Annotated in this window: 15 protein-coding genes; 7 read left to right on the top strand and 8 right to left on the bottom strand. The window is 58.3% G+C overall.

Annotation, left to right across the window (positions count from 1 at the left end; genetic code table 11):
* Window positions 1-134 precede the first annotated feature (134 nt).
* The 8 genes from ABIN98_RS03425 to ABIN98_RS03390 form a co-directional block, all read right to left on the bottom strand.
* Window positions 135-623 (bottom strand): (2Fe-2S)-binding protein, encoded by a 489-nt coding sequence (locus ABIN98_RS03425; RefSeq protein WP_346907416.1) that lies wholly within the window; start codon window positions 621-623, stop codon window positions 135-137.
* Window positions 624-740: 117 nt separating this feature from the next.
* The gene (locus ABIN98_RS03420) at window positions 741-1,424 is read right to left on the bottom strand and encodes a carbon monoxide dehydrogenase subunit G (RefSeq protein WP_346907414.1); all 684 of its coding nucleotides are present in this window, start codon (window positions 1,422-1,424) and stop codon (window positions 741-743) included.
* A 182-nt stretch (window positions 1,425-1,606) separates the two neighbouring features.
* Window positions 1,607-2,578, bottom strand: a complete 972-nt coding sequence (locus tag ABIN98_RS03415; RefSeq protein WP_346907412.1) for a GAF domain-containing protein — start codon at window positions 2,576-2,578, stop codon at window positions 1,607-1,609.
* A 150-nt stretch (window positions 2,579-2,728) separates the two neighbouring features.
* Window positions 2,729-3,517, bottom strand: a complete 789-nt coding sequence (locus tag ABIN98_RS03410; RefSeq protein WP_346907410.1) for a response regulator transcription factor — start codon at window positions 3,515-3,517, stop codon at window positions 2,729-2,731.
* A gap of 347 nt (window positions 3,518-3,864) precedes the next feature.
* Complete coding sequence (gene fliI / locus ABIN98_RS03405; RefSeq protein ID WP_346907509.1) at window positions 3,865-5,187, bottom strand: flagellar protein export ATPase FliI; 1,323 nt, start codon at window positions 5,185-5,187, stop codon at window positions 3,865-3,867.
* Window positions 5,174-5,875 (bottom strand): hypothetical protein, encoded by a 702-nt coding sequence (locus ABIN98_RS03400; RefSeq protein WP_346907408.1) that lies wholly within the window; start codon window positions 5,873-5,875, stop codon window positions 5,174-5,176. Before ABIN98_RS03400 ends, fliI begins: the two co-directional genes overlap by 14 nt.
* A complete protein-coding gene (gene flgF / locus ABIN98_RS03395; RefSeq protein WP_346907406.1) occupies window positions 5,872-6,597 on the bottom strand; it encodes a flagellar basal-body rod protein FlgF in 726 nt (241 codons plus the stop codon). Before flgF ends, ABIN98_RS03400 begins: the two co-directional genes overlap by 4 nt.
* A gap of 3 nt (window positions 6,598-6,600) precedes the next feature.
* A complete protein-coding gene (locus ABIN98_RS03390; protein ID WP_346907404.1) occupies window positions 6,601-7,389 on the bottom strand; it encodes a DUF1217 domain-containing protein in 789 nt (262 codons plus the stop codon).
* A 163-nt stretch (window positions 7,390-7,552) separates the two neighbouring features.
* Here ABIN98_RS03390 and motA point away from each other — a divergent pair, with 163 nt between their 5' ends.
* The 7 genes from motA to ABIN98_RS03355 all read left to right on the top strand — a co-directional run bounded on the left by motA (window position 7,553) and on the right by ABIN98_RS03355 (window position 13,009).
* Window positions 7,553-8,455, top strand: coding sequence for a flagellar motor stator protein MotA (motA, locus tag ABIN98_RS03385; RefSeq protein ID WP_346907402.1), 903 nt, complete (start codon window positions 7,553-7,555; stop codon window positions 8,453-8,455).
* Window positions 8,456-8,458: 3 nt separating this feature from the next.
* On the top strand, window positions 8,459-9,415 hold the full coding sequence (locus ABIN98_RS03380; RefSeq protein WP_346907400.1) for a FliM/FliN family flagellar motor switch protein: 957 nt from the start codon (window positions 8,459-8,461) through the stop codon (window positions 9,413-9,415).
* Window positions 9,396-9,935 carry a hypothetical protein gene (locus ABIN98_RS03375; RefSeq protein WP_346907398.1) on the top strand — a complete coding sequence of 180 codons (540 nt, stop codon included), beginning with the start codon at window positions 9,396-9,398 and terminating at the stop codon, window positions 9,933-9,935. The genes ABIN98_RS03380 and ABIN98_RS03375 overlap by 20 nt, the downstream gene beginning before the upstream one ends.
* A gap of 125 nt (window positions 9,936-10,060) precedes the next feature.
* The gene (fliN, locus tag ABIN98_RS03370; RefSeq protein ID WP_209011591.1) at window positions 10,061-10,336 is read left to right on the top strand and encodes a flagellar motor switch protein FliN; all 276 of its coding nucleotides are present in this window, start codon (window positions 10,061-10,063) and stop codon (window positions 10,334-10,336) included.
* Between the two features lie 16 nt (window positions 10,337-10,352).
* Window positions 10,353-11,387, top strand: coding sequence for a flagellar motor switch protein FliG (locus tag ABIN98_RS03365; RefSeq protein WP_346907396.1), 1,035 nt, complete (start codon window positions 10,353-10,355; stop codon window positions 11,385-11,387).
* A 43-nt stretch (window positions 11,388-11,430) separates the two neighbouring features.
* Complete coding sequence (gene flhB / locus ABIN98_RS03360; protein ID WP_346907395.1) at window positions 11,431-12,498, top strand: flagellar biosynthesis protein FlhB; 1,068 nt, start codon at window positions 11,431-11,433, stop codon at window positions 12,496-12,498.
* 46 nt (window positions 12,499-12,544) lie between these two features.
* Window positions 12,545-13,009 (top strand): hypothetical protein, encoded by a 465-nt coding sequence (locus ABIN98_RS03355; protein WP_346907393.1) that lies wholly within the window; start codon window positions 12,545-12,547, stop codon window positions 13,007-13,009.
* Window positions 13,010-13,047: the final 38 nt, after the last annotated feature.

Below are 13,047 nucleotides of genomic sequence, written 5' to 3'. Positions count from 1 at the left end.
CCTGATTACCGGATCTGCTGCATGGCACCGTTCCCCTCCTCGGGAAGACGGTAGTTGCCCATGATTTTTCCGAAATAGGCCTAAGTCATGTGAAAATACCTGCTGCCGCGAAACGGCAGCCCTGCCGTTACGAATTATTCCGCAGCCGTCTTCATCCCAGCCATCTGGTCGGCGGCCGCTTTGATCGCCTTCACGATGTTGTGGTAGCCAGTGCAGCGGCAGATGTTGCCTTCAAGCTCGTGGCGGATGGTCTTTTCGTCCAGATTGGCGCCATGACGCTCGATCATGTCGACTGCGGTCATGATCATACCGGGCGTGCAGAACCCGCACTGGAGGCCATGGTTTTCACGGAAGGCCGCCTGAACCGGATGCAGCTCATCGCCGCTGGCGAGGCCTTCGACCGTCAGGACGTCGGAACCGTCTGCCTGGGCGGCCAGCATGGTGCAGGACTTGACGGCCTTGCCGTCCACATGGACAACGCAGGCGCCGCACTGCGATGTGTCACAGCCGACATGCGTGCCGGTCAGGCCCTGGGTTTCACGGATGAAATGAACGAGCAGTGTCCGGTCTTCCACATCGGCGGACACGGTCTTGCCGTTCAGTCGCATCGTCACTTTCGACATCTTTTTTCTCCCTCATTTTTCAACCCGGGTCATTGATGCGCCACCCGGGATAAACTCAAAAATTCTGGTCCGTTCCTTCAGCGCTTGAATAACTACAGCGCCCGACCAACCTTTCGCTCAGCTCATGACAGCAAGGATCGCTATGACGCCGGCCAGGGCGATCAAACCCCAGACGATCGGACCGCCGAGAACGCCCTTGCCGGCGGCGACCTCAACCTTTTCCTCCACGTCGTGCAGTCGTTCCTCAATGACATGCTCGGCTTCCTGCACCGCCTTGAAGGCTTCGGACGGCAATTCCTCGATTGCCTTCGTCTTGGCCTCTTCCATCACGCCTGCATCAAGTTCGTCGTCTGCGGCTGCGCCGCCACCGACCTTTTCCGTAAATTTCCCGAAGAAATCATCGGCCATCTTGCGGGCGGTGGAATCGATCAGACGGCTGCCAAGCTGAGCGAGCTTGCCGCCGACCTGGGCGCGAGCGGTGTAGGTCAGAACCGTTTCGGCGCCGTCCTCGGCCAGGCTCACGTCCGCTGACCCCTTGGCGAAACCAGCAACGCCGCCCTTGCCCTCACCGGCAATTGTATAGCTTTCCGGCGGGTTGATGTTTTCCAGCGTGACAGCACCGTTGAACTTGGCTTTCACCGGGCCAATCTTCGAGGTCACCGTGGCGGTCATTTCGGTGGGGCTGGTCATTTCCAGCTTTTCGCAACCCGGAATGCACTCCTTGAGCACTTCAGGATCGTTCAGTGCGGCCCAGACAGTCTCCCGTGATGCCGGAATGCGGTAACTGCCATTCATATCCATGCGACCAATTCCCTTTGTGTTCGTCTGCAGGTCAGTTCTGACAATACACGCTACCGTTTACAAGACATACCGTTAACGTGAATTGTGCATGACGCATGCATCAGCCGAAAGAGCCGCGTTCATCCGCTGTCATTCAGGTGTTTCACTTTTGAGACACTTGCAAGATGCGGAAGGCACTACGCCTAGTCGGACGCCAGCCCACACCGTTGCATCCGGCGGTACATCGTTGCCCGGCTGATCCCGAGAAAACGCGCGGCGGCGGATATGTTGCCGCGGCAGCGAGACAAGGCCCTGCGCAATTCGGCTTTCTGAGCGCCCGATTCCGGGCTCCTGCCCGCCCTATCTCCCAGAACATCGGACAGCGGCAATGTCTGCTCGATCCGTTCGCTGGTCAGACCGTGAAGCTTGCGGGCCTGTCGCGTGGCGCCTATCACAAGATCGTCTTCATCCACCGCCAGGAGAGAAAGACCGTTACGGCCGTTGTTCCCGTCGGCAACGAGGATACGCGCTTTCGGAAAGGCTGCCCGGAACAGGTCGTTTTCCATCGTCCGCGCGCTGTCGTTGACCACCGCGCCGAGCACCTGGGCGAAGGAGGTGGACATATCGTTCCGGCAACTGGACACATCCAGAACGGCAATCAACTGGCCTTGGGGATCATGGATCGGGGCGCCCATGCAGCTCATCGCTGTATTATCGGCCCGAAAGTGCTGGTCCTTGTGAATGATAACCGGGCGTTTTTCGGCAAGACAGGTTCCAATCCCGTTCGTGCCTTCCGCGGATTCACTCCATACGGCGCCTTCGGTCAGCCCCCAGCCTTCAAAGCTTTGCCGGTCGCCCGCATTGCTTCTGCTGTCCAAGATCAACCCTGTATCGTCGGTCAGCACGACGCAACACCCGGCCTGACCGGCAATTCGAAAGAGATGTTCGAGACTGGGACCGGCAATGTCCAGAAGCGCGCCGTATTTGTCCCGCGCTTGTCGCAAATCGGTCTCAGCAACCCGTTTAGCCGGGCCGCGCAGGCTCGGATCCAGTCCGTGGTATACCATCGACCGCCGCCAGGACGCCACAACGCCCGACATGGCCGCGGCGATGCTTTCCCGAACCGCCGCTTCGACCAGATCGGCATGGGACCTGGTCAGGTTCGCTGAATGCATCAGCATTTCCTCCCTCAGAGGCAGGCTTTAACCTGCTCTTTGGCCCAACTCGACCAAAACAAGGAGGACTTGTCAAAACCTTTCGCACAAAACGGATCTTGGATCGAAGCGATCAATACCCGTCCGCGTTGAAAAACGACTGCCCCCCGATCAGGCCACCAGCTCAACAGCCTTCTTGCCTACTGCTGTAGTTTTGAGCCAGTCGGAAGCCGCTTCCGCGTCCAGCGTTTTCGCTTTTGAGGCAGGCTGCTCCATGTCACCAGTCGCGGATGTCTTCAGCATGTAACCGATGTAACGGGTGGATTCGATTGGATCCTCGCCGAGGCGCATGCGCAGCTTCTTACGAAGTTTGGAAATGTGGCTTTCGACGACGCATTCGTCGACGCCTTCATTCATCATGCCATAGACGGCGTTGAAGATCTGGGTCTTGGTGACCCGGCGCCCCTTGTTCCGGACAAGGTATTCCAGGATCCGGCGTTCGCGGCGCGGCAATTCCATAACGTCGCCGCCGACTTCCGGATCGCGGCCGTCGAAGAAGACCTGGATCGGTCCGGCATCGACGGACTTGCTCTCGGTCGTCCGGCGGCGTCGGAAGGCGCCTACCCTTGCCAGTATTTCCTTCACATGGACCGGTTTGCGCAAGACGTCATCGACTTCAACGGCAAACAGTTCCAGCGTGCGTTCAAGATTGGGATTGTCTTCCAGAGCTATGATCTGGGCTTCACTGCATCGGCTGCGAATCTGCGCGGGAAATGACAGGCGATCCTCGCTTGCGCCCAGCAGGACAGCTTCGATTGATTGCAGATCGGATTCCGGCGCAATGTTCAGCCAATCAACAAGTTCCGAAGAATGTAATTCCAAAGAAGCATAGCCTTCCCGTTCGAAAGCCGATGCGTATCCCGCAGTCACAATTTCCCTGTCGTCAACAATCACAAACATTAGCCCACTCCGCAATTATCACGTTACAGAGAGTCGTATTTTATTGCTGGAGGTTGTTCAACGTTTCCAAGTGTAAACAAACTGGAAATTGAATACTAGAGTCGCCAAAAGTCTATCATAGGCGACAATATCATAATAAAATCAAAGCTTATATAACCGAAAATTCGTTGCAAAAAGAACCTAAAATTCAAACTGTATTTTATTTATTTCTTTTTCTCTGCAAGTATAACATCTCTTGTAAAATTTTCCAGAAAATTATTGGTATTTTTATTAGCCCGCGCAACAACCCGAACAGGATGGTATGTCCCCGGACAGGCAGCACATAAGACCTTGCATGCTTTGAAAGGTCAGGCGGACAATGCGCGTGCAAGATCGGTAAACGGATCGCTGGCCTCCGCCGGCTTTGCCGACTGGCGCAGGGCCTCATAGATCTTCGGCACGAGTTCGCAGGCTTTGTCCAGGCTCTCATCCATACCGGATTGATAGCCGCCCATGAGTCGAAGATCCCTGGTTTCCTCGAACCGCGCGATCATGCCTTTCAGCCGGTGAATGAGCTCGCGCTGATCGTCGGTCCATGCCCGCTGGGAAAGGCGCGAGGTCGACTTCAGAATGTCGACCGGCGGATAGCGTCCAGCTTCGGCGATCGCACGGTCCAGGATGACATGACCATCCAGAAGCCCGCGAAGGTTATCGGCAACCGGATCGTTATGATCGTCGCCATCCACGAGAACGGAAAAAATACCGGTGATCGTCCCCTCGCCTTCTGCGCCGGGGCCGGCCCGTTCCAGCAATTTGGCCAGGTCGGAAAAGACACTCGGTGTGTAGCCGCGTGAAACCGGCGGTTCTCCGGCCGCCATGGCGACATCGCGCGCCGCATGGGCGAAGCGGGTCGCGGAATCCACGATCAGAAGAACGGAATGGCCGAGCCCACGGAAATACTCCGCAACACTCATGGCGGTCTTTGGTGCAAGCCGGCGCATCATCGGGCTTTCGTCACCTGTTGCGGCCACGACAACGGAATTTTCCAGCGCATCGCCAAGCACATCGTCGATGAATTCCCGCACCTCGCGGCCGCGTTCGCCGACAAGGCCGACGACGACCGTATCGAATTCGCCGAAGCCGGCCAACATTCCAAGCAGGGTCGATTTCCCGACGCCGGAGCCGGCGAAAATGCCGATCCTCTGACCAACGCAAAGCGGTGTGAAAAGGTCGATCACCTTCACCCCGGTCCGGACCGGTTTGCTGACCCGCGCCCTTTCCATGGCCTGGGGCGGATCCCGGTCGAGAAGAAATCCGGCTGGACCGGTCTTGAGCGGTCCCTTGCTGTCAATCGGTTTGCCGAGCGCATTGACGACCCGCCCTTTCCACGAGGGATCCGGATGGACCGCAAGCCCGCCCATGCGCCAGGCCGACGCGCCGATACCGATGTCGCTTGATCGTTCAAACGGTTTGACCAGGACATCCTTTTCATCGAGCAGGATGATTTCCCCCTGCCTGACCCGGTCCTGGCCTTCAATGAGAACAAGATCCCCAAGACAGACCGACCTGGACAACCCGGATACCCGGATAGCGCCAGTCGTTACCTGCGTCACATGCCCGCCGATCCTGACCGCCCCGAATTCATTTTCAGCGGTCGACAGTGAAACCGCGACCCGCTCAAGCCGATTCATCATTGGCACGTGCCAGATACCTCTCCTGGAGGGCCTTCAGGACATCGACCGGAAGGTGGTTGTCCTTGTGAGCGGCGATTTTTTCCAGACTGACTTCAGGTGAAACCGTTTGCGCATCCTTGTTTGCATCCGCGTCCTTTGTCCGTTCCACGGCGGTTGCCGGTTTCGGGTCCGGGGCAATCCCGGTCAGCAGAGCGGTCAGGTCGAAGGGCGTTCCATTGCCGGGCCCGGTCACCCGGGCAACCTCTGCGCCGAGAACCTCGCCACCGGTCGGTGAAGTGTTTACTTCGGCCGCCTGTGAGACCGGTACGGGCTTTTCCTGCGGAACCGGAATGGAAGCCATTTGGGGATCCGGACCAGCGCCTTTTGTCTCGCCGGCAATTGCCGACGACGCGATGGAATAGCCGGTCATGACGCTGAAGCCGATCGGTCCACCGAGCGCCAGGCCGTAAAGAGCATTGCCCGAATAACGCGCGCCATCGGATATCTCGTCACCGGTCACCGCCCGATAGAGTTCGGAAATGCCTGGAATGTGCTGGAGCGGATTGATGACGTCCAGAAAGTCCTTGAAACCGAAACTCTGCGCCTTTTCGGCCGAGGCGGTCTCAAGCGTCGGCTTCGGCACCGGGGCACCCGTTTTACCGGTCGGACCGGTCGGCTCGACAGAAACAGGCGCCACCCAGGTCATGACGTTTCTCCCAGTTCCCGGATCGCCGTTCGCTGAGTGTCATTGCTCTGGTCGATCATTGCCGTCGCCCCTTCGAAAGCGCGGGTAATCATGATCAGCTTGGTCATTTCCCGAATAGGATTGATGTTCGCGCCTTCGACATACCCCTGTCGAATGCCATCCGAACTGAACTCCTGAACCGGGATGGCAGGCTTGTCCGGGATGACCCCGGAGTTATCGCGGCGGGACAGTTTGGCATCCGGCGCGAACTGGAACAGACCGATGGTGCCGAGCACGTCCTCGCCCTGGGTGACTTCGCCGTTCTGGGAAATGTTCGGCGGGCCACCTTCCGGATCGATGATGACCGGTAATCCGCCTGCATCCAGAACGTCATGGCCGTTGAGGGTCCTCAGTACGCCATCGGTTCCCATCTGCATCCGGCCGTCGCGGGTATAGACCACACCGTTCTGTGTCTGGACCGCGAGAAAGGCTTCCCCCTCCACGGCGATATCGAGCGGATTGTCCGTCTTGTTCAGGCTGCCGACCTGGCGCGATATGAAAACCTCACCGCCGCTGGCGAAACTGACCTTATCCGGCCCCGCCTTGTCCAGGATCTCCTTGAACTTGACCTCGTCCGCCCGGTACCCGGCCGTGTTCATATTGGCGACGTTGCGCGACACGGTTTCGAGCCGTTTCGACAGGGCAACCTGGGCGGACAGCGCCACATAAAGAGCCGATTGCATGGGTCACGATCCTCCAAGCTTGAGATTCTGGATGCTGGCCAGCAGGTTTTCGCCGAAACTGACAACTGACGTGGACCCGCCCGACACGAGCAGGTTCGGCACGGTTTGCAGGTTCTGGCCGTTTTCCAGGTCGTAAAGCGTTGAGAACCGCTCGAGGAAATCATTCAGGTACTCGGGGTCCTGAAGCTTTTCGATATCGATATGGTCTTCGATATAGGCCGCCTGTTTTCCAAGATCAGACATGGCGAATTCGTCCGGCAGACCAAGAGCCGTGTAGACGGTTTCGGCAAGCGCCTTGTCGGCAAGAATGTCATATGCGGAATCGATTTCCTCCGCCTTGCGTGAGAAATAAAGCGCAAGACGAACGCCTTCGTTCGACGCTCCCTCTTTCTCTTCCAGCGTCTGGCGTACGTAGGCTTCGGTGACGCCTTCCTGCGCTCGGGAAAAGATGGTCGCCGTCTCGCCGTAACGATCGAAATTGAACGTCTCGGCGAATTGCCGGTAGCGGTCATCGGTCAGTTGGTTGGCGAAAGAGGTGCGCTCATCGATACCTTCTTCCAGGACCTTGCGCATGAAGGCCTTGGCATAAGTCATGTCTTCCAGGCCGAACGCCTTCATCGCGTAGCCGAAGATCCGGTCGTCACCGAGAAAATCATCGATGGATTTAATGGAGTCGATGTTTTCCAGATAGTACTCGGTATTGCGTTCGACCATGGGGTCGGCAGTGACGTTCTTCAGCGACCTGGACAGGTCGGACGTCACCAACTGGTATTGAAGCAGCGTGCTGATCATGGCGGTCTTCTTTCGCTCATTCACTTGCGTGGAAGAACCATTGCGCGCGGAGCTTACGCCAGGCTGGTCGCGCCGTCGGCTTTTCCGGCGCCAGCTTCAGGCAAGTCTCGTTTCCTAATCTTCCGTCATCGAAGCCTCACATGCACCATCAAGGAGCTGCTCGGTGACTATTTTATTGGGCCTGATCATTGCAGGCGTATCTTTGATCGGCGGGTTCGCCGCCCTCGGCGGCAAGGTGTCGGTTCTCTGGCAACCCTGGGAAATCGTCATCATCGTCGGCGTCGCAATCGGCACCTATATTGTCGGCAATCCCATGAAGTCGATCCTCGACACGGTGACGGCCAGCGGCGAAGCGGCCCGAAACGCAGTGCCGAAGAAGCGGGATTATCTCGATGTGCTTGCCCTTCTTTACGGTCTCATGCGCGAGTTGCGCGCCAAGGGCCGCAACGAAGTCGAGCCCCATATCGAGGAACCGTTCAATTCGGCGATTTTCCAGAATTTTCCCTCGGTCCTGCGTAACAAGAGCCTGACGACCTTCGTCTGTGACTATTTCCGGCTGATCATCGTCGGCAACGCTCGGGCGCATGAAATCGAGGCGCTGGTCGACGAGGAACTGCACACCATTCATCGGGACCAGATGAAGCCCTACCATGCCATGAGCGCCCTTGCGGAAGCTCTGCCGGCAATCGGGATCATTGCCGCCGTGCTGGGTGTCATCAAGGCCATGGGCGCAATCGATCAGTCGCCGCAGTTGCTCGGCTCCCTGATCGGGGCGGCGCTGGTGGGAACCTTTCTCGGAATTCTTCTGTCTTATGCCCTGGTCGCGCCGCTGGCGAACAAGATCAAGGGTGTTCGCGAAGCCCGGCTGCGCCCCTATATCGTCGTCAAGCAGACCCTGCTCGCCTTCATGAACGGCGCCGCCCCCCAGATTGCCCTGGAACACGGCCGCAAGACCATTTCCGATACGGATCGTCCGACCATCGACGAAGTGGAGAGCGAAACGCTCAGCGCCAGTACGCCGGTTTCAGAAAACGTGCAGGAAATGCGTCAGAAGGGAGCCGCCTAAGTCATGTTGGAGGCTCATACCGCCCAAATGGACGCATCCAGTTCCGAACGCGCCATGATCACCGACCGGCTGCTCGATGCCGCAGGGATCTCGGTGGACCGTCTGCCCATGCTGCCAGTGGTCTTCGACCGGATGGCCCGGGTCATGGCCGATGCAATGCGCCAGAAGTCCGCATCCCCGTCCTACGTTTCGGTGAGCTGCATCGAAAACGACCGGATCGGAGACGTTCTCGACGAATTCGAAGCCAACGCCCTGGTTGCCGTCCTCTATTCTCCCGAATGGGATTCCCGGGTGCTGGTCGGTTTCGACCGGGATTTCATCTTCACCATGGTCGATGTCCTGTTCGGGGCCGATGGCACCGAACCGCCCATCGACGAGGAACGCACCTTTTCCAATATCGAGACGCGGATCGCGCGGACGGTTTTCGAGGTCGCGGCCAAGGCATTGGAGGAATCCTTCAAGCCGATCGCCGAAACAACCCTGAAGATCGAGCGGATCGAAAGCCGAATGGATTTCGCGGTGGTCGGCCGCCGCAACAATCCGGCGGTTGTCGCCCGCTTGCTGTTGCAGGCGATCGGACGCGGCGGCGAAGTCTTCGTCGTCATGCCCCACTCCACGCTCAACCCGCTGCGCCAGGGCCTGTCGCAGGTGCTTTCCGGCGAGATGTCGACGCGTGACAAGAAATGGACCCAGCACTTCCACAGCGAGATCCAGCGGACCGAGGTGAAGCTGCAGGCGATCCTGGAAGAACGGCAACTGACCCTTGCCGAAATCTGCAACCTGGAAATCGGGCAGGTCATTGAGCTCCAGGCAACCGCGCGCACGCCGGTCACCCTGAAGTGCAACCGACAGCCGATTTTCACATGTCAGCTCGGTCAGCTCGACGGGTCCTACACCCTCAAGGTCGAAGACCTGATCCATGAAGAAAAGGATCTAATCGATGATCTCCGCTCTCGTTGATGGCGTGCTCCTGCTCGCCCTGGTCATTACGACCTGGAAAATGGTTGCCATGTATCGCGAGCTGAAACGGCTCGGCTCCTACCACATGGATTATCAGCGTATCTTCGATCAGACCGCGCTGGCGCTCGACGGGATCGAGGTCTCGATCCAGGAACTGAATGTCCGCGGAGCACAGGTGCTCAATGCACTTGGCAGCCGCATGGATGATGCCCGCGAACTGATTGCCGAAATCGACAGCCTGACCCGCGAGGCAAAAAGGCAGCAATCGGTTCTTCGCGCAGAACTGAAAGAACTGTCCAAGGCAACCGCCATGATGGCACAGCGAAAACCCGACGACGGTGCCGGTTTCAGCGAGAAGGCGAAGGCCGAAAAGCACCTTCCCCATCCGTTGCTGGCCTCCGCGCCGCGCCCCGAAACCGCCGGCGTTGCCGCACCCAGGGCGACGCGGATCCACCGGATCGACGACACGTTCGGTAGCCCGTTTCGTTCCGTCTCCATGTCCCAGAAGGATGATCTGTGATGAATGATACTACGATTGACCACGACGTGGTCGAAAAGGACAACGGTATCCATGCCGCCAAGCCTGCCAATTTCGCCAAGGTCGAAGCGCCAGAAGCGCACGGAGGCAAGGCCGATACCGAACTGATGGGCGATGATCGCAACCTGGACACGATCCTCGGGATCCCGGTCGACATCCAGGTGGTCCTCGGATCTGCGACAATGCTGGTTTCCAACCTGCTCAAACTCGGCCGGGGCGCTGTCATTCCCCTGAACCACCGTGTCGGCGAGCCGATCGACATCGTCGTCAACGGCCGAGTGATCGCCCGAGGCGAAGTGGTGGTCGTCGAAGATGACAACTCCCGTTTCGGTGTGTCCCTGACCGAAATCATCAGTTCCCAAACCGGCGCGCTGGAAGCCTGAGGACGGATAATAAACGATGAATGCCACTGCAACTGTACCGGCAACACTGCCTGCCAAACCGCTGAATGGCGTAGAACGCGTAGCCGCAATTCTGCTGTCGCTCGGCAAGGAAAGTTCGTCGAGGCTGCTGCGGCATTTCGATCAGGAAGAAATACGGATGATCACGGTGACGGCCGCGCAGCTCGGCACCGTGGCATCCGAAGAGCTGGACAAGCTCGCGGAGCAATTCATCGAGCAGTTTTCCAACGGTCCGACCCTCTACGGGTCGGCCAATGAAGTGGAGAAACTGCTGGAAGGTGTTCTGTCGGATGACCAGTTGTCCGATATCATGTCGGATGTTCTGGGCAATTCGAACCGGAATATCTGGGACCGGCTTGCGACAGTTTCCGAAACTGTCTTCGCCAATTACCTGACCAAGGAGCATCCGCAGACCGCTGCGCTCATCCTGACCAAGATCAGACCTGCAGCCGCGGCAAAGGTCCTCGGTCAGATCTCCGCGCCGATGCGCAACCAGCTGGTCAGACGGATGCTTTCCATCAAGGCAGTGGTTCCGGAAATCATGCGGGAGGTCGAAAAGACCATGCATGAGGACTTCATGATGAATCTGTCCGGTACGCTTGAAGCGGATTCCTATGCCCGGATGGCCGACATCCTGAACAAGATGGACCGCGACCATATGGAGGACGCGCTGGACAACCTCAACGAGGTGCGCCCGAAAACAGCGGAGATGCTCAAGGGCCTCCTGTTCACCTTCGACGACATCATCAATCTCAATGCGCGGACGCGCATGGCGATTTTCGACCAGATCCCCACGGACCGGATTGTGATGGCCCTGAAGGGCACAGATCCTACATTCCGGGAGGTCATACTGTCCTCGCTGACGTCGCGCTCGCGCAGGATCGCGGAACACGAACTGGCCGGCGGCGAACCGGCGGCCCAACGCGATGTTCTCGAAGCCCGCAGTTTCATCACCAATCTCGCGCTGGAAATGGCGGGGCGCGGGGAAATCGACCTCAATCCGAAGCAGGATGAAGGCGCCTATTTCGCATAGGTCCGAACCCGATAGCTGAAAGCGGAACCGGGATAGCCCATCCATGGCGGAAGATACCGACAAGGACTCAAAAACAGAGGAGCCGACTGAGAAGAAGATCCAGGACGCCATCGAGAAGGGCAACATTCCGACATCCAAGGAAGCGCCCATCCTGGCATCGTTCCTGGCCACATTGCTGATCGGAGCCTTCATCATAACCGCCGATACCGGGACATTGAGATCGGCTCTCATGCACCTGATCGATAACGCGGGAGGATTCAAACTTGGAAATGGTGCCGATGCAATTCTGCTCACCCATGCGCTCGCGATGGAAACCATGCGGTTCCTCGCACCGATCATCGGAACGCTCACGTTGGCAGGTCTCGCGGCGGCTTTCCTTCAGAACAAACCCCGTATCGTGGCGCACCGGATCAAACCGGACCCGTCGCGCATTTCCCTGGCAAAAGGCTGGAGCCGGATTTTCGGCATGCAGGGCGCTGTCGAATTTCTCAAGGCCGCGTTCAAGTTCTCAACCGTCAGCATCGTGGCCTTTCTCCAGTTCAAGGCCGGTCTTCCGAGCTTGCTGAATTCCATGTTTACCGACCCGAGCGCCCTTCCCGAAATCATTCTCCAGCTGTCCATGAAGCTGGTCGGCGGCGTCTGCATCGTCACCATCCTGCTGGTGGCCGTCGATATCGTCTGGTCCCGCTTTAGCTGGCGCAAGAACCTGCGCATGAGCAAGCAGGAGATCAAGGACGAGTACAGGCAGATGGAGGGCGATCCGATCGTGAAGGCCCGCCAGCGCTCTCTCGCCCGCGACCGGGCACGCAACCGTATGATGAACGCCGTTCCCGGCGCTACACTTGTCGTTGCAAACCCGACCCACTTTGCGGTCGCCCTGCGTTATGACAATGAACAATCCGCCGCTCCGATCGTGGTCGCCAAGGGGCAAGACCTGATCGCCTTGAAGATCCGCCAGATCGCGGAAGAAAACCAGGTTCCGGTCATAGAAGACCGCGAGCTTGCCCGTTCGCTCTACGCGAACACGGAAATCGACCGAATGATTCCTCCAGAATTCTATCGCGCTGTTGCAGAAATCATCTGCTATGTGTACTCACGCCGTGCAGGGTAGTGATATCAAGCAGTCGGACATTCTCTGGCATCAGGAAACGTGCGCGATGCAGGATCATTCGGGAGGGAACGGCAAAGCCGCCGCAACCGCAACCGCCGATGAACAACGCAAGGAAGCTCTCGCGGCGGCCTTGAAGGATTTTACCAGCGAAATGAAGCTGGTCGATGTTGTCGATCTCGTGGCATTTGTCCGCACCGAACAGCACGGTAACATTGCGGACCTCGTCCGATCCTCGGCCGAACTCTACTTCAAGGACGATACGCTGCGCTATGGCATGGCCGCCGGCGTCGATCTCGACTGGGATCGGCCACCCACCATCAGCCTGGACCTGGAGTTCTACCACCAGGGTGTCTGGGTCTATTTCTCGCTGGTTCTGGGCGAACCGGAGAATGCGGTGAATGTCTCCTACATCGAGTTCACCAACGCATCGGACGATCCTGCGAAAAACACCCGCCGGCTCCTGGACGCCCTGGACGATGCACGTGCGGAACCGAGAGGCCAGACGTCGTGAAGCCGCTGCCAGGCATAGGCGCGCAACAGTACCGGCAC

Source organism: uncultured Roseibium sp. (genome assembly GCF_963675095.2).
Taxonomy (GTDB): Bacteria; Pseudomonadota; Alphaproteobacteria; order Rhizobiales; family Stappiaceae; genus Roseibium.
The sequence above is the reverse complement of the archived record's forward strand: the minus strand, read 5'-3'. Positions and strand labels throughout refer to the sequence as shown.